The organism is Candidatus Nitronauta litoralis (assembly GCA_015698285.1).
Classification (GTDB): domain Bacteria; phylum Nitrospinota; class Nitrospinia; order Nitrospinales; family Nitrospinaceae; genus Nitronauta; species Nitronauta litoralis.
The window spans coordinates 1-18,815 of record CP048685.1; the positions used below are offsets into that span (position 1 = coordinate 1).

Annotated in this window: 12 protein-coding genes and 1 other RNA gene; 4 read left to right on the plus strand and 9 right to left on the minus strand. The window is 46.5% G+C overall.

Going from position 1 to position 18,815, the window contains the following annotated elements; translation table 11 throughout:
• Positions 1-127: 127 nt before the first annotated feature.
• Together G3M70_00005 and G3M70_00010 are read right to left on the minus strand one after the other, a co-directional pair.
• Complete coding sequence (locus tag G3M70_00005; GenBank protein ID QPJ60360.1) at positions 128-1,285, minus strand: hypothetical protein; 1,158 nt, start codon at positions 1,283-1,285, stop codon at positions 128-130.
• 362 nt (positions 1,286-1,647) lie between these two features.
• The gene (locus tag G3M70_00010; GenBank protein QPJ60361.1) at positions 1,648-4,275 is read right to left on the minus strand and encodes a tetratricopeptide repeat protein; all 2,628 of its coding nucleotides are present in this window, start codon (positions 4,273-4,275) and stop codon (positions 1,648-1,650) included.
• A gap of 246 nt (positions 4,276-4,521) precedes the next feature.
• On the opposite strand from G3M70_00010, the gene G3M70_00015 reads away from it, so the two are divergent.
• Positions 4,522-6,384, plus strand: coding sequence for a hypothetical protein (locus tag G3M70_00015; protein ID QPJ60362.1), 1,863 nt, complete (start codon positions 4,522-4,524; stop codon positions 6,382-6,384).
• A gap of 74 nt (positions 6,385-6,458) precedes the next feature.
• On the opposite strand, the gene G3M70_00020 is transcribed toward G3M70_00015, so the two are convergent.
• Positions 6,459-8,504, minus strand: coding sequence for a GAF domain-containing protein (locus G3M70_00020; GenBank protein QPJ60363.1), 2,046 nt, complete (start codon positions 8,502-8,504; stop codon positions 6,459-6,461).
• A gap of 339 nt (positions 8,505-8,843) precedes the next feature.
• Positions 8,844-10,652 (minus strand): radical SAM protein, encoded by a 1,809-nt coding sequence (locus tag G3M70_00025; protein QPJ63649.1) that lies wholly within the window; start codon positions 10,650-10,652, stop codon positions 8,844-8,846.
• A 248-nt stretch (positions 10,653-10,900) separates the two neighbouring features.
• Here G3M70_00025 and G3M70_00030 point away from each other — a divergent pair, with 248 nt between their 5' ends.
• From G3M70_00030 to aspS, 3 genes are all read left to right on the plus strand, one after another.
• Positions 10,901-11,404 carry a hypothetical protein gene (locus tag G3M70_00030; GenBank protein QPJ60364.1) on the plus strand — a complete coding sequence of 168 codons (504 nt, stop codon included), beginning with the start codon at positions 10,901-10,903 and terminating at the stop codon, positions 11,402-11,404.
• 11 nt (positions 11,405-11,415) lie between these two features.
• A complete protein-coding gene (locus tag G3M70_00035; protein QPJ60365.1) occupies positions 11,416-12,843 on the plus strand; it encodes a hypothetical protein in 1,428 nt (475 codons plus the stop codon).
• Between the two features lie 97 nt (positions 12,844-12,940).
• A complete protein-coding gene (aspS, locus tag G3M70_00040) occupies positions 12,941-14,707 on the plus strand; it encodes an aspartate--tRNA ligase (protein ID QPJ60366.1) in 1,767 nt (588 codons plus the stop codon).
• 30 nt (positions 14,708-14,737) lie between these two features.
• Here aspS and G3M70_00045 read toward each other — a convergent pair whose 3' ends face one another.
• The 5 genes from G3M70_00045 to secF all read right to left on the minus strand — a co-directional run bounded on the left by G3M70_00045 (position 14,738) and on the right by secF (position 18,794).
• Complete coding sequence (locus tag G3M70_00045; protein QPJ60367.1) at positions 14,738-15,988, minus strand: zinc ribbon domain-containing protein; 1,251 nt, start codon at positions 15,986-15,988, stop codon at positions 14,738-14,740.
• 109 nt (positions 15,989-16,097) lie between these two features.
• The gene (locus G3M70_00050) at positions 16,098-16,418 is read right to left on the minus strand and encodes an antibiotic biosynthesis monooxygenase (GenBank protein QPJ60368.1); all 321 of its coding nucleotides are present in this window, start codon (positions 16,416-16,418) and stop codon (positions 16,098-16,100) included.
• A gap of 203 nt (positions 16,419-16,621) precedes the next feature.
• Positions 16,622-17,002: RNase P RNA component class A (rnpB, locus tag G3M70_00055), an RNA gene on the minus strand.
• A complete protein-coding gene (locus G3M70_00060) occupies positions 16,996-17,751 on the minus strand; it encodes a hypothetical protein (protein ID QPJ60369.1) in 756 nt (251 codons plus the stop codon). The genes rnpB and G3M70_00060 overlap by 7 nt, the downstream gene beginning before the upstream one ends.
• Before the next feature lie 134 nt (positions 17,752-17,885).
• Complete coding sequence (gene secF / locus G3M70_00065) at positions 17,886-18,794, minus strand: protein translocase subunit SecF (protein ID QPJ60370.1); 909 nt, start codon at positions 18,792-18,794, stop codon at positions 17,886-17,888.
• Between the last annotated feature and the right edge of the window lie 21 nt (positions 18,795-18,815).

The following is an 18,815-nucleotide window of genomic DNA, read 5'->3' on the forward strand; positions in this document are numbered from 1 at the left end:
CGAAGCGAATCCTTCGGACTTATCGTACCGTATAGCACCTGTCGGAACTACAGCAGGCACCTACCACTTGTTAACAACCTAGATCTCAATCTACCAACTACCTACCCAACAAACGCAGAAGTAGCCTTTACATTCCTGCGCGTAATTCATAAACCTCTATACAACGGTCACAAGCGCCATCCTTACTCTCCCAGTCCGGGAAATCAATCTTGATGGCTTCGACCACCATTTCGTCACACACACTTTCGGGATCATCCACCCAGTTGTAAGTCGGGAATTTGCAGAGCGGACAGGGTGATCCTTGCAGGTGGATGAATTCGCGATCCTCTTCGGTGAACTCATCGGTATAATCAACAAACTGATTGATGAGGGTGTCAAGGTCAGTCGCCATCGACAACAGTTCTTCATGTGTCAGTTTTTCAGACTGCCACAGGCCTTCAAAAATAGCCCGTCTTTGTCTGTCAGGGATCTTCCGGTAATAGTTATCGAATTCACGAAAACGCGATTCTTTCGGAATCACCGACTTGATTCCCTTGCGCGCCAGCCGGGAATCGACATAAACATTCCAAAGCAGACGGAAACGCGCGGTGATGAGATTGCGCATGGACGGATTGCCCGGAATAAACGCATCCTCGTAATCGAACTCCGGGTCCATCATGTCCCGCGCGTGCATAAACTCATGGATCAAAAATGCTTCCAGTTCCTGCGTCTCTTCTGGGTTGGCGAAACGACTGGCTAAAACGCGTAATTCGATAATGGGGAGTCCCGAGGCTCTGTTTAAAACATTAGATCCCTCATCAACTTTATTGATGGCCCGCTTGATCATGATTTCGCGGATCTTTTCCTCGAAGGTACGATCCAAATCGTATTGGATTTCATCCTCATCGCTATCTTTTTCTTCCTCTTCCACATCCTCGCCAGCCACAGTCTCATCAGTCTCGGCAAGAGCGGTTTCACCTTCCTGGTCGTCACCCTCTTCCTGCTCTGCCATCTCAAGCGCACCGGCTGCAACCGGAGCCTGGGTGGTGGTCAGCTTTCTTTTTGGAATGAGACCACAGGCTTCAAGTGCTCGTAAAACAAAATCGCCAAGTCCAAGTTTTTCGATAAAGAACAACTTGTTGACCTTCGCAAATTCTTCTTCACGATCATCTTCTGGAAGTTCATAAATCGGGTCGGCGAGAGAATGGAACTCATCATATTCGGAGCGACGCCCCGAGCGTTCCAGATGGTTGAGGTGCCGGAATACCGACTCCTCCATCAATTGCGGGCTATAGGTAATTTTCATTTATATTCCATCAGGTTTTACCGGAGCACACTATGGCAAAACCCCAATTAAAGACGGTTTCTATTCAAAATTTATAGAATGCCCGACCCGTTGTCAAGGTCGGTTATTGAACCGGTAAATAAAAATAAATCAGTTGCTTCCGTTTTAAAAATGACTCTCAAAACAAAAACATCAGATTTAAATGATAAATCTCAGACTCAAAAATAACTCTTTACTTTTCAGTGGGTTAAAAAAATAAACCCAAGCGATAAATTTTGCTAGTCGGAATTTTATGTACCGACTGACTGGAACAACCTTCGCGGACCGCGGCGCACTCGACTCAGGAAAAAAAACCATGCCCGGATAACATTTGCCTACTCTTGTCAAATCCGGTCAATACGCTCCGCCATTTTTCGTATGTTTTCGATCGACTGGACAAGTTTCTCGGGATTGCCGAGTTCCTTGGCTAATTCCTGCGCCTTGTCCAGTTCCCGTTCACATTCATCTTTTTTGGATTCTGCAACATAGAGACTGGCCACCGTCATGTGAAGCTGAACAAGATTGAGGATACTTTTTTGTTCCCGAAATTTTTCAGCAGCAAGGTCAAACTCAGCCTGTGCCTGGTCAAACCGTTCGCTCTTGAAGTAAAGGTTACCGAGAAAAGTACGATCCTTCGCTTCACTGATTGGATCACCGGAGACAAGGGTGAACTTGAGTGCTTCTTTATAAAGTTTTTCAGCTTCCTTGGGGTTATTCTTTTGAAAATGGAAATTCCCAAGGTTGCGCAGGTCTTCAGCTTTTTCTACAGGGTCATTGCCTTTACTTGAAATGTTAAACGCTTCGGTAAAATGCTCCAGTGCTTTTTCCGTGTAACCCCGCTCCATATACACCTCGCCAAGGAGCCGGTGGTCAATGCAGATTTCTTTTGCATCCTTTAGCTTCCTGGAAAACTCCAGAGCTTTCTTGTAGCAATCTTCAATTTGTGTGCGATCTTTTTTATTTTTGAGAATAGCCCCCAGAGTCCGGCAGTCCCGAGCTGCATTTTGGAAATCCCCCAAACCATCTGCGGTTTCCAATGCTTCTTTACAAAACCGCTCAGCATCGTTCCAGTCTTCTTTCTGGAAATAAAGATTGCAGATATTCCGCAGGTCTTCCGCGGCTTCTTTATGGTTTCCAAACTGGGTGTTGATATCGAGAGCTCTTTTATATTGTTGTTCAGCTTCTACCCATTCTGTTTTTTGCAAAAACAGATTTCCCAGGTTCCGGTAGTCCATAACCAGACCCTGCTGGTTCTGGTTTTTGGTATTGAGTGCCAGAGATTTTCGCATGACCTTTTCAGCCTGATCAAGCTTAACCATCCTGAGAAGTAAAGCCCCGCGCCTGGCATAGAGCTCCACCACAGCATTGTCATCCCCCAGACTCTCGCGAACCTCGGTTGCCTTTTCGTACTGTTCATTGGCTTCTTCAAACTTGTCGCCCTGTTCAAAAATTCCCGCCAGGTTGCCGTGCGCCACCCCAAGTGCATGTTGATCCCCGGTTTTTTCATATAACTCGATCAACTGGAGAAGTACGTCGCGAGACTTGTCCAGATCACTGGCCATAAAATGAACATTTGCCAGGTCTTTTAATATTGCGATTTTCTTTTTGGGATCCTTCTCGACTTCCGGCTTGGCGAGTTCGGCTTCAATTGCAGCTTCCTGTTTTTTAAGGCTGGCAGGGTGACTGATGATGTAGACCAACTTGTCTTGAATCGTGTTGACGCTTTTCGGGTCCTTCAATTCCTCAAAAAGACTCATCGCACGGCTCAGCCACTCTTCGGCTTTTTCCAGATCTTCAGAAGCAAGATAAAGGTCGCCCATCGCCTCATACTGTTGGGCCATTCCCGGCCTGTTTTCCAGACCTTCCATCAACTCCACAGATTTTTTCACATGCTCTTCAGCTTTAGCCCGATCACCTTTCTCAGCAACAACCTTGCCGAGATTGGCATAGCTGCGGGCTTCTCCCAGACGGTCTCCCAGCTCCTTCATCAATTCCATGGATTGCGTAAACGAGGTGAGAGCTTCATCCAACTTGTTCTGGTTTTGGTAGAGGAGACCCAGTGTTCCAAGAATATAAGATTTTCTCTTCTTGTCATTTTGGCTTTCGAATACCGACAACGCATTTTTAAATTCTTCTTCTGCCCGGGGAAGAAACTCTGGTTTGCCTCCCAACCCATGTTGCATCAACGTACTAGCCAGGTTTGCATGGCAGATAGCAAGCGACGCCTTATCCTCCATACTTTCCAGCACCTCGGCGATTTTCCCGGAAACCTCAATTACCTTATCAATATTGGATGCTTTAAAATAAATTTCCTCGAGTTCCTGAAGTTTAGCCAGTCGTCCCTGTTTGTCCTCTCCACCCAGCGCATCAATTTCTTTTTGCTTATCCTGAGCCAGCAACTCCAGATATTCGGGATGCGTCTCGATAGTCTTTATTTTATCTTCGAGCGCATTGACCCGCTCCACATCTTCCCTTTCCCCCAGGGAAAGCAAACGGGCTTTCTCGAAATGCTGCTTGGCAGCGTGGAAATCTTTTAATTGCAAAGTAACGGTTCCAAGGTTCTCCTGATACATCGCCTGCCCCTGCAGGTTTTTTGATTCTTCCACCAGGCGAAGCGCTTTTTGATAGTTTTCTCGAGCTTTCTCCAGATTGTTACGATACAAATAAACGTTTCCCAGGTTTCCGTGAGAACTTTCTATTCCCCGCTTATCCTGAATCTTCTTCATAAATAGCAGTGATTTCTCGTAATATTCCTCAGCGAGATCGAAACGTTTCTGTTCGAAAAACAGGTTCCCCAGATTTCCCAGTACATATGCCTGACCGGTTTCATCGCCATCGCCTTGCATATGTTTGAGGGCGGTCTGAAAATGTTCTTCCGCTTCTTCCGGTTTCTGCGCCTGCAAACTGGCATAAGCCAGCTTTTCAAATTTACGGCCTTCGTTGCTACCCGCAGGGTTGGCGGTTTGGGTCATTGGGTTCACTTAAAAAAAGGTTATCCTGATGGAACGCCTTAATATTTAAGACGCTTCTCATTATAAAAATCAGCTTTCGAGATGAAACCTTGATTATATGTACAGGGGTTGATGGTGTCAACAAAAGGACCATTTTTCAGGCCTTTTAGGACCCTGAACGTCTCTCTCTCCTCACCCGGATTGACACCCCGATACCCGGGTCCCTATAATCGCCGTTCAATAACGCATTCAACAAAGGAACTTCCTGTGGTCGATTCTACCCAACTTATTGCCGCCCTGAACCGGAAAGACAGCCTGATCTTCACTCCCAACCTGGTAGAAGCTCAAGAACTGGCCTCCCTGATCCCAAACCTGAAAACACTGGAAAAGGATGGAGCAGGTTTCTGGTTTAACGGCGATTTCCCCACATCCGAAACCATAAGGATCAAGCAGTACCCTAACGGGCACCTGGTTTTTTATACGGATGCGGGACAGAGGTTCCTGATGACAGACCCGGATGGAGTTCCCCTTCATGAAGCCGAATGGGTATCACTGGGCGGAGAACCTGCAAAGCTGTCTCAAGTGCGGATGCAGCTCGATTCTCGAGAATGGGTGGGAATAAAGCCAAAGGCTAAACGATTCACCACTCATATCGATATCAAAAGCCAACCGGGCTGGAAACACATGAAACTGGACGACTTGCGCAAAGGTGCGGCTCAGGCCTGGCAGGTCCCATTCTCGGAAGTGAAGTTTTTTTACGGTGACCATAATTTCGTTTCAACGGGTGAAGGTGAATACGATGTGTTTCTGGATAAGGACAGCCTGTATGTCCTGACTGACCAAACATTTGAAAAGAAAATGTTCATCAGTCATATGTTTTCGGTGAATTGGGAAAGGCTCGATTTGATCCCGGTCGTCGAGTTGTTCCAATCCACCCTGCCCGGAGCAGGTGGTGCCGTATTTGAATTTATCTGGGGATTGTTTGAAGACCAGTCGAGGGAAAATCCTCTGGAACCTCTCCGTTACCGTGGTCTACCAACCTATCCGTCTAAAGAAGCCTTTAATATCTTCAACGCTTTCTTTATACCCGGAGGCATCCCCGAAGATAAAATGTTGGATACATTCCTGAACCCGAATACTTCGAACGAAATTGAATGGACCCCTCGGGAGAATCCTCCATGGCGTTATTTTGATGAAGAACAAAAGTTGACGGTCACCGTACAGGACCGGTTTCTCTACAAGGCGAGTGCATGGAATGATCCCACAGGGTTGCCTTTTATCAATATCTCGCGGGGCGGTTTTGGTCCTTGTGGAAGGACTCTGCACCCTGAAGGGGACAAGTTGTTATTAAAGGATGGGGCTGACATCAGGGAATGCTCTCTTAAAACAAAATGGAATGCGGATGCTGAAGCCCCTACGACCAAACCGAAGGCTCCGGCATTTGGTTGGCGGCAACTGTTCGAGGAAGGTGTCCCCGAGGTGGACCCCGTAAAACTGTTATATACCGTTCCATTTTACCCGGAAGGTGAAGGCGATATTGAAGAATCGGCAACTCAACCTTTGGCAGTCGATCAGATGTTGCAATACATGGAAGAAACCGAGGACATGCAGGACCGGCTGGGGCGTGTTAAATCCGTATTGATTCATACCCTCGATACCGTGATCTCGGGTTGTGTCGATTGCACTCAGAAAAGAAATTACACCGTGCTGTTTGGGGATCCTGAGTTTGCGGTCAAAAATGCGCAGTTGTTGTGGGGTCATGCAGCGTCTATGGAATTACTGGACAACCTGGCGGACGTGAAGTTTTTATCGGAGGCGAAACACGTCGAATCGGCTTACCAGCAACGATACGACATGGCATTCAAGTGGATTCCATTTATGTATCACACCGACCGCGAGACCAGCGAGATGATCTTACAATCGCTTAGAGATGTTGTGAATCCAGGCGGAATACTGTTCCTGATCGGACCTGTTCAACTCGGAGGTTTGTTCGAACACTACCGTTTGAAAGTGCTGCGCAGCGATCCGGTTGAACACATGCCCTACTTCCGCCAGCACTTGAAAATGTGCCCGGAGAATACGATCAACCCCTACATGACGGTATTTTTTGCTGAGAGAATGGGGGACTAATTCCAAATAAAGAATATCTTATGGGCATAGGGCTTAACCCAACAAATGATTTCGAGTTTTCCCTCTTTTTTCCGTCATTTTTCACGATAATCCTGAAAAGTTTCATCCGGATCCAAATGAGCTCCATCACTCCTATTTTTATTCTGGCTCAGGGGTAGATTGACGACGAAGGTTGATCCTTCATTTGGTACGCTTTTGATCTCGATCACCCCATTGTGCCGATCCACAATTTTTTTACATATCGCAAGGCCCATTCCGGTTCCTTTAAACTCCGTGCGACTATGCAGCCTCTGGAATGGACGAAATATTCGTTGGCTATATTTCTCATCAAAACCGATTCCATTATCGCTGACCAGGATATTAACTCTATCATCGCCATCCAGTTGGCTGCTGATTTTCACAACGGGAGCGATCCCTTTTTTGTGGTATTTAAGAGCATTTGCTATCAGGTTTTGAAAAAGTTGAAGCATATGAAGTGGGTCCGCTTCAATTCGAGGCAGATTCTCTGCCTGCACGGTCCCTCGTGTTTCAGACAGGCGACTTTCAAGGTTCAACAGAGATTGTCTGACGATCACATTGAAATCTATTTCCTTGAGAAGGTTTTTTTGTGTGTTGACCATTGAATAATCCAGCAGGTTATTAATCAGCTCCTGCATTCTCATCGCAGCGGCTTGCATCCGATTGAGATAATCCCAGCCTTTCTCATCATCACCTTTAAGTCTTCCTCCTAAACAGTCTCCAAACGTAATGACCTTGCGGAGGGGTTCGCTAAGATCGTGCGAAGCGATTGAGGCAAAGTCTGTTAATTCCTGATTTTTCTGGACCAATTCTTTTGTGCGTTCCTTGATAAGAACTTCCAGATTGTTGAGATGATCCTGCAAGGTTTCCGCCGCCTGCTGACGTTCAAAAACCCGACCCATTTCAATACCCACAGAACTCATAGCCTGCAATAATTCCGCATGCAATGTTTCCACGTGCGAGGTAAAAAATTCCGCAACAGCCACTACCTTGTCGCCAATCATCACTGGAAAAGCAAACCCGGCCCGGACCCCAATCTCGCCAGCCAGTTTAGCCCTGGGGAAATTAAAGTCCTTCGAAACATCAGCAACCCACATCGCACGCTTTTCTTCAAAGACTCTTCCCGGTAAACCCACACCAGGAACAAAGACAGTTTCTTCGGTCACCCTCCTGAACTCTGCGAACCTTTCGTTATCAGTGACATGCCAGATTTTCGAGGACACCAATTTGCTACTGCTTCCCTCCACGACATACACATGCCCCACAGGCCATCCCGCAGTTTTACAAACCATATCCAGACTGATTCTGGCAACTTCCTCAAACCCGTTCAGTTTATTTGCCGCCATGGCGACTACCCGAATCAATTCTGAAAAAGCCCTTTCCTCCCGAAGTTCATCCTCCACCTGCTTTCTTTTTTCAGCCGTGTCGCGAAACACTCGCAATGCCGACTCTATATCTGAAATTTCATCCCCTCGGCTGGACACTGGTGTTTCAATTTTAAGATTTCCTCCAGCCAACTCACGCATGGAATGGCTGAGCTTTCGCAGTGGATTGATAATACGCTTGATTCCGATGTTATAGACCAGGAAAAGTACGAGGGTTACAGACACCAACAGAAGACAGTTGGTCAGCACCATATAAAATGAAACATCCTCCCGAAAATGGTTTGAAATTTCCTCAGCACGTGCGTTGGTCTTGCGTTGGAATTTTTTTATATTTCCCATGATAAGGCGCTTTTGGTCCTCATAATATTTTCCAAAAACCAATTTCCTCGCTTGTTCAAAATCATTTTTTTTAACCGCATCCATTGCGGCTTCTTCTGTGTTTATGAGATTGTCCGAAAAACTTTTTGCCTTTTTGATAATAGCCAGTTCTTCGGGAAGAACGTTCAGCTTCTTCAACCGCTCCACTGCTTTATCTCTTGAACGGGTTACCCTGACTTCATTCCAGAAATTTTTCAGATGAACCGGGTCACCAAACTGAACATATCTTCTGATTTCGCCTGTCAGAAAGTCCGAGCCCTCTGCGAGTGTTTGCCCCAGCCCTCTAAGTTCAATTTGGTTTTCCATAGAAGTGAAATGGGCTTCTTCCGCCACGTTCATTTTGTAAACGGATATACCCAGAAAGACGAAAACAACAATATTAACTACAAGGATTGCCCGGAATGTTGAGAAAATAGACATAGGCCTGATTTGATCAGTGTTTTATTTGATTACACAAATGCCCATCTACTGCCGAACAGATAAGAGAAAAACAAACCTAAATAATAAACACAACAACACCTACTGTAAATTAAATTAATGGCAATCCTGGTTTTTTAAAAGCCTTCTATAGAAATAATCGCTTAAAAGCTGGTTACCCTACAAAATCTTCTTTTTTTTTTGGGGGAAATTTAAAAGCTTGAAGGCTGGGTCGAATCAATATCAACGGTGAGGACTTTGTCAGGCAAAAGAGGCAGGTGCTTCCTGACGGTTTGGGTCATTCTTAACGTAGATTTGAGGCAGGTCGTTCGTTCCAAAGTGGGTAATATACAGAAACACATGTTCACGGGAGTTTACCCGAAGTGCCCAGGGATCGAAATCATCCCGATAAAAACTTTCGTAACGCTGCATGGCATCCGGGATCGTCAACCCATCTTCAGGTGTGTAGTAATAGTCCAGCGCAAGATCGTGATCCGGATTTTCGTGTACCTTGATTTTGGTCTCTTCAAGCATGTCCCATACAGGCGCGTGTTTGTATAACACGAAGAAATACATTTCAACCGATGGGATCAGTTTCCGATTTTCGATCAGGAATCGTTGTGTATCATCCGCCTCTTCCTGGGTTTCACTTGGGAACCCGAAAAAGCCCATCACATGACTCCAGATTCCAACCCTCTTGGCCTCTTTAAGGTTCTGGATCGCAACATCAATCTTCGTATCTTTCTTGACCAGATTGATGATCCGCTGGTTTGCTGACTCAAGTCCAAAATACAGGGAGCGACAACCGGATTCTGCAGCCTTGTCCCATAACTCAGGCTCTATCAGAGACTGTTCAAATCGAATAAGAGTCGTCCAATAAATATCCAGTTTTGCCTCAACCATCAATGGCGGTAGTTTGACAAACAAGGCCGGTGGAAAAGATTCGTCCGTAAAAAGAAAATGACGACAATCATATTTTGATTTTAGTTCCTGTAGTTCCTCAACAATCTTGTCAGCGTGTTTAGCGCGGAATTGATCTATGTATCCGGCATGATGGTCGCAGAAGGTGCATTTACCCCAATAGCAACCCCGGGTCCCAAGGTAGGGCAGAATCAACTCTGGTGCGAAGTATTTCTCAAGCGGCAAGCCGTCAAAGTCGGGAACAGGGAGCTCCATGACCCGCTCTGTGTGCTGTTGCTCGTTCCGAATCACCTCACTTTTATCCTTATCGAACCAGATCAGGTTGGGAACCTCTGCAACCGACTTCCCTTCGGATAAAGCCGTAACCAAATCGGTCAATGCCTGCTCGCCTTCGTAATAAACCAGGTAGTCGAATACCTCTTCAAAAAAGCGTTTGTGTTTCGGAAATTCCTCTTTTAAACGAGTGATGATATTGCCACCCACCACTATTTTTATATCCGGGTATTTTTGTTTGATCAGTTTACAGAATGTAACGCCAGACATGAGTTGAACTGGTGTACCGATGGATATCCCGATCACTGGCGGATTTTCCTTTTCAATGTCTGGGAATACCAGTTGCCGGCAAACATCTGCATAAATATTGACATCATTGTCATCGGGCGCTGCCAGCAGTTCCTTTGAAATCCAGGGATGATACAGGTTCAGGTTACTTTCTCCTGGATAAAAAACGATGGAAGCGGGGTAATAGGCAATGGAGATAAAATCCGTGACATCCCGAAACGCATTCAACGCCCACTCAGCCTGGACCACATCATAAAACATGGGACCACGCAGTATTTCCTTAGCCTGCGCCGAGTTTTTTATAAGGTCATCCAGGTCAGCAAACTGGAATTCATAGTAGTGGGATTTAAGCTGGCTTTCTTCATCGGAGAGGGGACGGGTCTGCTCCAGAGCACATAGCTGGTCGTATCGACTGCGGATTTTGCCTGCTGTGAATTCAATAAAATCCCGGGTGAAGTAGTGGTCGTAAGCTTCTACATTGATATCCTTTTGCACCACCTCGATCCCATTCTGGCGCAGGACAGCCGTCAGACTGGGTAAAGCCAGATAGGGTGCTGTCGGAACCCATTCCGGCGGAAATATCAACATTACTTTTTTTTGCACTATTCACCTTTTGGAAAACAAAAGAGACGGTTAAAAACACAACGTCTCCCTGTATTTTTTTGACTTATGTTATCATAGAACCTATCCAGCCGGGCCATAACCACCCCAAAATGAACAAATTGAGGGGGTTAAAACGACAGGTCGTGTCCGTGCATCTTAACTATAAAATGAGGACCTCTTCCTTGCCAGGAAGTGTCTCCCTTGATTTCAATAACAGGAGAAGTCGACCCCCAATGAACCAATTTCAGGATACGTCTACAGAAATCAAAGCAAAGCTGATTCTCGATGAAGCAAACTTAGCATTTTGTGAAACGACCGAACGTAGCGATGAACCAGGAAACCGGAACCCAGATGGGTCTTGCTGGGAAGAAGGTAAAATGGAGGGTGAATTCGATCAGGAGGATTTCCAGAAAATTCTCGACCTCCAGTTGGAAGCGGCCAAAATCTGCGATGGCCACCCGGACCTTGAAGACAAAACATCCGAACTGTTTCAGAAAGTCACTGAAGACAACGCAGACAGCGTTTTAAAAGAAGCTTTGGACAATCCACAAATAAAAGAACTGGCTCGCATCAGCATCACAATATTCCTCTTAAGGTTTCCAACTGTACAATCCTTCACCAACAAGGGTCATCCTCTGGTCCTGGCGATGGATGAATACATGCTTGAAAACGCCAATGCACAAAACTGGTACGACTATAAAAATGTCGCAGAGGAGATGGGCTGGCTACCGAGCTAACCAACGTCCCCATGTCACTTCGCTACCGCCTCGACAAAGAACGCTTCAAGGGCAAAAAGCTGCCGCCCAAAAACCGCACCAATGAAGACCACGTCTCCCCCGATCAGCGTGGGGACGATGCGTCTTCAGACGATGCTTTAAGCGACAGCGGAATGAAGCACACGCTCAAGCAAAGGCTTAAGCACGAGTCCGAACAGTTCACTCAACGTGGAATTTTTTCGGGCCTAAACAAGCTAAAAGATTACGCCCACGAGCAGGACAAAAAGGAACAGGCTTCCGTTGAAAAGGAAGTTAAAAAAGTCCGGAGAAAAAAGAAGAAACGGAAACCAGTTGAAGACAGTTCAGAAGCTGCATTAGAAACAACTGAAGAAAACACACCTGAAACAAGCGCGGTTGAAGAACCGAAGATTTCAGAACAAGCTCAAACAGTGGAACTCCCCCCGGCACCGGTGGCGCCCCCTAAACGCGGAGGGATTTTCAGCCGGGTCAAAAATCATTTTTTTCCTTCACTGGAATCCGAGATTGCAGGGAAAGACCCATCTCCTCCTCCACTACATTCCCCTGACAATACAGAATTAAAACCTTCCAGCCCCATAGAAATGATCTCTCCCACTGATGTGGTGGAGGAAGCGCGCAAAATCACCACCGATGTCCCGGAAGAGGAAATGACAGAGGAAGAAAGGCAATTGGACCGTCGGCACCTCATGAAAGAAAGCGTTCACTTCCTTGCGAAACCGGCGGTAGAAAAAGTTCAGCATAAAATCGACAAGGTCAATGAGGCGATGGACAAGATCACGAAGCGCCCTCCCCTCCTGAGACCTCCCGGTGCCATATCAGAAAAAGCGTTTCTGCAAGCCTGTACGCGCTGCGACAAATGTATTCAAGCGTGCCCTAAAGACGCAATCAAAAAGGTTCCCAAAAAAATGGGCTGGATCATCATGGACACGCCCTACATCGACCCGATGAAAGTGCCTTGTGTCATGTGCGACGACCTGCCCTGCATATCCGCTTGCCAGGATGAAGCCCTGTTGCCGGTTGCCGCTCCGGCGGATGTCGAAATGGGATATGTCATTCTCGACAAGAAACACTGTATGGCTTACGGAGACGGATTCTGCCAGCAGTGTGTGATCGATTGCCCTATTCCCGGGGCGATCACACAGGAGAATAACCTTCCGAAATTCCATCGGAAATCCTGCACAGGATGCGGTGCCTGCGTCCGTGCCTGTGCAACGGTGAATATCCCGGTCGCCCTCAAGGTAAAACCCCAGATGGTCATTGAGGCCCAGCAACTCAGAAAACAACGTGAAAAAGAAGAAGCTGAAATTGCGATTCAACTGGAAGAAGAACGCAAGCGACTTGCCCTGGAACAGGCCGCCCTCAAAGAAGAGGAAGCCGCTCTCGCCCGGGAAAAAGGCTGGGTCGACGAAGACGAATCCTGAGTCCTCCTTCCTCCGATTAAACTTGCAAACTCCCTGTGTTTTCCGTATGTTTAGGCCTTTCTGCCCTCATTTTATTTAACGTAAACCTGAAAAAAATATGATCAAGCGTACTCATCATTGCGGCGAATTATCAGATAAAAACGACGGCCAGACGGTCAGCCTGACAGGCTGGGTCCAGACCCGGCGGGACCACGGCGGCCTGATATTCATCGACCTGTGGGATAAAAACGGCATCACCCAGGTTGTTCTCAATCCACAAATTGACGACCTGGCTCATCAGGCAGCCCACACGATCCGCAACGGTTTTGTCATCGGAGTGACAGGGAACGTCCGCCTGCGCCCGGAAGGGATGATTAACGACAAACTGGTCACAGGAAAAATTGAGGTTTACGTTGAAGCTCTGGAAATCCTGAACGAATCCAAAACACCACCGTTTTCTGTCTGGGACGAAAACGAGGTCCAGGAAGGGACGCGCCTCACCTATCGCTATCTTGATTTGCGCGATGAAAAGATGCAGCGCAACCTCAACCTGCGATACCAGATTACCCGCACCGTGCGGAATGTCCTCCACGACAAGGGATTTACGGAAATTGAAACCCCCATGCTGACACGCAGTACTCCAGAAGGTGCGCGCGATTACCTGGTGCCAAGCCGCGTGAATCCACAGAAATTTTACGCCCTGCCCCAGTCGCCCCAATTGTTCAAACAAATCCTGATGATCTCCGGGTTCGACCGCTATTTCCAGATCGTGAAATGTTTTCGAGATGAAGATTTGAGGCAGGACCGGCAACCGGAATTCACCCAGATCGACATGGAGCTATCATTCGTCGATGAAGAAACCCTGTTTCCCCTGGTGGAAGATATGATTGCCTCCATCTACAAGGAAGCGCTGGACATTACCGTGGAAACACCGTTTCCTATCCTGAAATATCAGGACGCCATAGACCGCTATGGCATAGATAAACCAGACCTGCGTTTTGACCTCGAAATTGTAGACCTCGGCGATGTACTGGAAGGTTGCGGATTCAAAGTCTTCGCCGATGCCTTGTCCTCCGGTGGACAGGTGCGCGCCCTTTGCGCAAAGAAAAGTACGGACACCCTGTCGCGCAAGGCACTCGACGACCTCACGGAGATCGCCAAAACTTACGGCGCAAAAGGCATGGCGTGGATCAAGGTAAACGAAGACGGGCTGCAATCACCCATCATCAAATTTTTTGAGCAACCCATGCTCGATGCCATGATCAAAAAAATGGGTGCCGAGGTGGGAGACACCATTTTATTTTCCGCCGATCAACCCAAAGTCGTTGCCGATGCCCTCGCACATTTGCGACTCGCACTCGGTAAACAGCTCGGCCTAATCGACGAGAAAGCTATCAAACTGGCATGGGTCACGGAATTTCCTCTTCTGGAATACGATGAGGAAGAAAAACGTTACATCGCGATGCACCACCCGTTCACTTCTCCTTTGCCGGAAGATGTCGACAAATTTGAAACCGATCCCGGGGGCATCCGCGCCCGTGCTTACGATCTTGTGTTAAATGGTAACGAGATTGGCGGCGGCAGTATTCGTATTCACGACCAGAATATGCAGGCCAAGATGTTTGAACTACTCGGTATTGGAGAAGAAGAGGCCAAGGGCAAGTTCGGGTTCCTGCTGGAAGCCCTGCAATACGGAGCACCGCCTCATGGCGGGATTGCTTTCGGTCTCGACAGGATCGCCATGATTTTATCCGGCGCTGATTCGATCCGCGACGTGATCGCGTTCCCCAAAACGCAGAAAGCCACCTGCCAGATGACCCAGGCCCCATCCGATATCGACCAAAGGCAGATGAAAGAACTTAAGTTGAAATTTGATTTATCTTAGTGTTTCTCTCATGAGAACTAAACTATTTTTTCATTTTAATAATTTTTCCACCTTATTTTTATCTAGTCCTAGCTTAAGAAATACTTTTTTCAACAACATCTCCAGCCCTTTTAAGCCCTTAGGGCGGACCCCTCTAGCCCAGTACTCATCCGTGTATACATAGCCATCTTCCTTTTCTTTTAATACAATCTTTATTGCACCCGGGGTTTGCTCATAGTCACGATTATAATCCCAATCATTTTCAGCCTCGGGCTCAATTATTTCAGGTAATTGTCTTATGGACTCCTCCAAAATTTCATATGAAATATGTGGACAAAATCGAAATCGGAACAAGTTTGATCTTAGTTCATGACCGATTTTTTCTTTATCAAATTTCCAATAGTTTTTCTTTTTGCTAATACCTTTCTTTTCCCAACTACCGAATTCAAACCAGTTTGCCCAATCAGTCCATTCCATTCTTGCTTGCTTGCAACCCCAAGGGTTTAACCGATTATCTTCTTTGCCGAAACAATATTCATCCGGTCTGTAAGCAGTTGCACGCTGGGTTGCACACCAAGAAAACCCAAACACCTCATTCCATACTTCTTTCTTTCCATCAACGTAAACATTCTTGTTTCGAATCCCACTTAATGCTTCTACTAATTCTAGTGATTCATTTAAATCCCCTGATTTATAACTCGCCAAATACCAATTTTTTTTATTTTTCAAACAACTTTTAAAACCATTTAGACTCTTAGCGATTTTTAATGCGTTCTGAAAAGATGCTGCTGACGAATCGGCAAATTCTATTGCTAATCCTGACTTAGGAATATCAAATTCTATATTTTTTTCAATGACAGGCTCAGCAAATTCCAAGCCACATTCTTTACAAAACTTGGCTGACGCATCCAAAGATATCTTGCATTTGGGGCATAGCCTTCCACATTCTTTTAAGTTTGAAAGAACCTCTTTTTTTATTTTGTTTAGCTGCACTTGGGTAATATTAATTAGCTTACAAAAGGAAACTATTAAACTGGCTTCTTTGGGCTCTAAATCATCATCAGCATAAGCGACTCGCAACATAAGCTCTAGATTCTTTACCTGATCCGCAAACGTACCGACCAACATCAGATGATGGTTATTTTGTTCAACTAATTTTAAAGCGGAATTAAAATCACTCTTCTTGATTTTCAATTCTTTACGAATCGCTTCAATTTGCCCTAATTCAGATGAAGAAATTGAACCATCAACAAAAGCGACCAATGCTATATTCGCCAAAAATGGTATTGGCTCCGAAACCATAAAACCTCCTATCCGAATAAACAGGAAATTTAGACAATGCGGTTTTTTTGGGCAATCTATATTAAGTCTTTCGCATATTCAATAAATAAAAATTGGACTTGAACTGAAATCACTTCCCATAGCTATCTTCCACTTTGCAGATGTGGACCTGGTGGGTTGAGTAGTAAGTCGATTTTCCTTTTTCTTTTGCTTCCATGTGAACAGGATCATTCTTCCACTGCTCCAACGCTTCCAGAGTTTTCCAGTAAACCAGAGAAATACTGAATTCCGGGCTCCCGGCAAACTCCACTCCTAAAAACCCATCGATCTTCTGTGCGAGTCCCATCAGGTGCTGTGCGGTTTCATCGTAGCCTTCGTTGTTGTCCGTTCGGACAGCGGTGAACACAGCAATGTAATACGGCATTTCAAATTTCAATAACTGCTGAGTCATTGGAATTCCTTTCCAGAAAATTTAAGCTATTAAAAGCAAATGCGAGATTCTTCGCTATCGCTCAGAATGACATTTTAAAAATTTTTTGTGGTACTAAAATTTAAAGCAAAAAAAGGCTTTGGTATGATACTGCCACAAATAATTCTGCTACAAATGAGAGAAGCCCTCAGCCTTTAGGGCTGAGGGCTTCAAGATTACAGACGGCGCGAAGTGAACCTGTAAGCCGGGTTCTGTCCTCCGGGTTGCCCCGAAGTGGTGACCATCAATCTAGGCCGGCCGTTGCCGGACGGCTCAAGCGGTCAACCCGAAAGCATCGGACGGGCCGCCCTCAATCGCTTTCCTATTCGACCTTGCACCGGATAGGGTTTACCAAGCTACCCCGGTCACCCGCGGTACTGGTGGGCTCTTACCCCACCTTTTCACCATTGCCGCCTGCGCTTGCGCGCCGGGTAGGCTGTGTCTTTTCTGTGGCACTTTCCCTAAGGTCGCCCCCGCTCCGCGTTACGGAGTATCCTGCCCTTTGGAGCCCGGACTTTCCTCCCCCCAGACAAAGTTGCCTGGGCGGCGGCCACCCGGTTTACTTCGGCACCGCCGATTCGCTTCCTTCAGTCGGCTCTGCCTCGCAATACAATATCCGGTGACAGGACTGGCAAACATGAATCAGGTCTTCACTCGACTTCACTTCAATCGCCACCTGCGGCCGAATCTGGTTATAACACCCCTGGCAAATTTCACCCTTCAACTGAACGACTGCCAGTTCTTCCCGCCGGGTAAAAATATTCATGTATTCTTTCGAATATTTCGGGTCGATGGTGTCGAAAACTTTCTGTCGCCTTTGATTAGTTTCCTCTATTTCCTTTTCCAATCGCGCAGATTCATTTTCCTTGCTCGATTTGTACTCGCCAAACTCTTTTTCGTACCCCTCAAATTCACTCTTTGCATCAGGAATCTCGGCTTCCTTTTGCTCCAGCACTTCCATGATCTCGATTTCCTTTTCCTCAACATCGGAGATCTTTACTTTAATCGCTTCAATCTCCGCCAGAAGCGCGCTGTACTCTTTATTGGTTTTGACTGCGGGGAGTTTTTGCTGGGCCTTCAGCATATGATCCTGCTCGCTTTTCACATCCTGCTCGCACTGGTTGCGCTTTTTTTGAAGATCATCAATTTCAGCCTTCAATTTATTTAACCGGCTCTTCTTGCTTTCGAGTTCCTTCTGGCCTTTTTCAATCTGACCGGGAATCAACCCCTTGCATTTCTTCAGTTCCTTGATTTCATTGTCCAGCAACTGCAATGAAACCAGTTTCTCCAACTGAGGATTGCCTCCTTGGATCATTCACGCCCTCCTTAAGGAAATAGATGGTTGATCCCAAATAAAACAGGAACACTGAATGTAGCACGCAGCGGGAGGATTTTGCAATGAAGAGTAAACGAGCGGAGAAGAAGCCTTGAAATTGGGCCGGGTGAGGGTCACGCCCGCTTCTTGGTTCGGCGCTTGCTTTCCCAATACACCAGAAAAACACTCGCGATAAAAATGGAGGAATAGGTTCCGACTGCGACCCCAACCAACAGGGTTAGGGAAAAATCATGGATGATTTCCCCTCCAAGAACAAACAGAGCGATAACCACCAGCAAGGTGGTGCCGGAAGTGAGCAGGGTCCGGCTGAGCGTCTGGTTTACACTGAGATTGATCATATTCTCCAGAGTTTCCTTGCCCTGTCGCCGCGTGTTCTCACGGATACGGTCGAACACCACAATGGTATCGTTCAGGGAATAACCGATGAGTGTCAGGAACCCTGCAACCACCACCAGGGTAAACTCAATGTTCAGGATCGAGAATACACCCATGGTGATCATGACATCGTGCATCAACGCCAATACAGCGGCAATCGCAAACTGAAACTCAAAACGCCAGGAAATATAAATCAGGATACCGGCAATGGCGTAGACAATTGATAGCAGCGCTTTCTCCCTCAAATCAGCTCCTACTTTAGGGCCAACGAGTTCCACGCGATCCACAATAATGTCATCTTCGGACCCGCCTTTAAGGAGCGCGTCTTTGATTCGGCTTCCCACTTCCTTAAGCTCGCTGGAAGATGTGGCGGTTCGGATCAGAATTTCATTTTTCGAACCAAATTCCTGGATAGTGGAGTCACCAAGACCAATCTCTTTCAATCCGGTACGGATTGAATCAACGGAGGGCGCTGATTTAAATCTCAGTTGAACAAGCGTCCCACCAGCGAAATCGATACCGTAACTGAGGCCTCCTTGGAAAGCAATCGAAACCAGGCTGATAACGATCAACAGGCCGGAAATGCCCAAGGCAAGTTTGCGCTTGCCCATAAAATCAATTTTGCTGGTCTCTTTAAATATTTCCATGAATGCTTTTAGCTTCCGTTA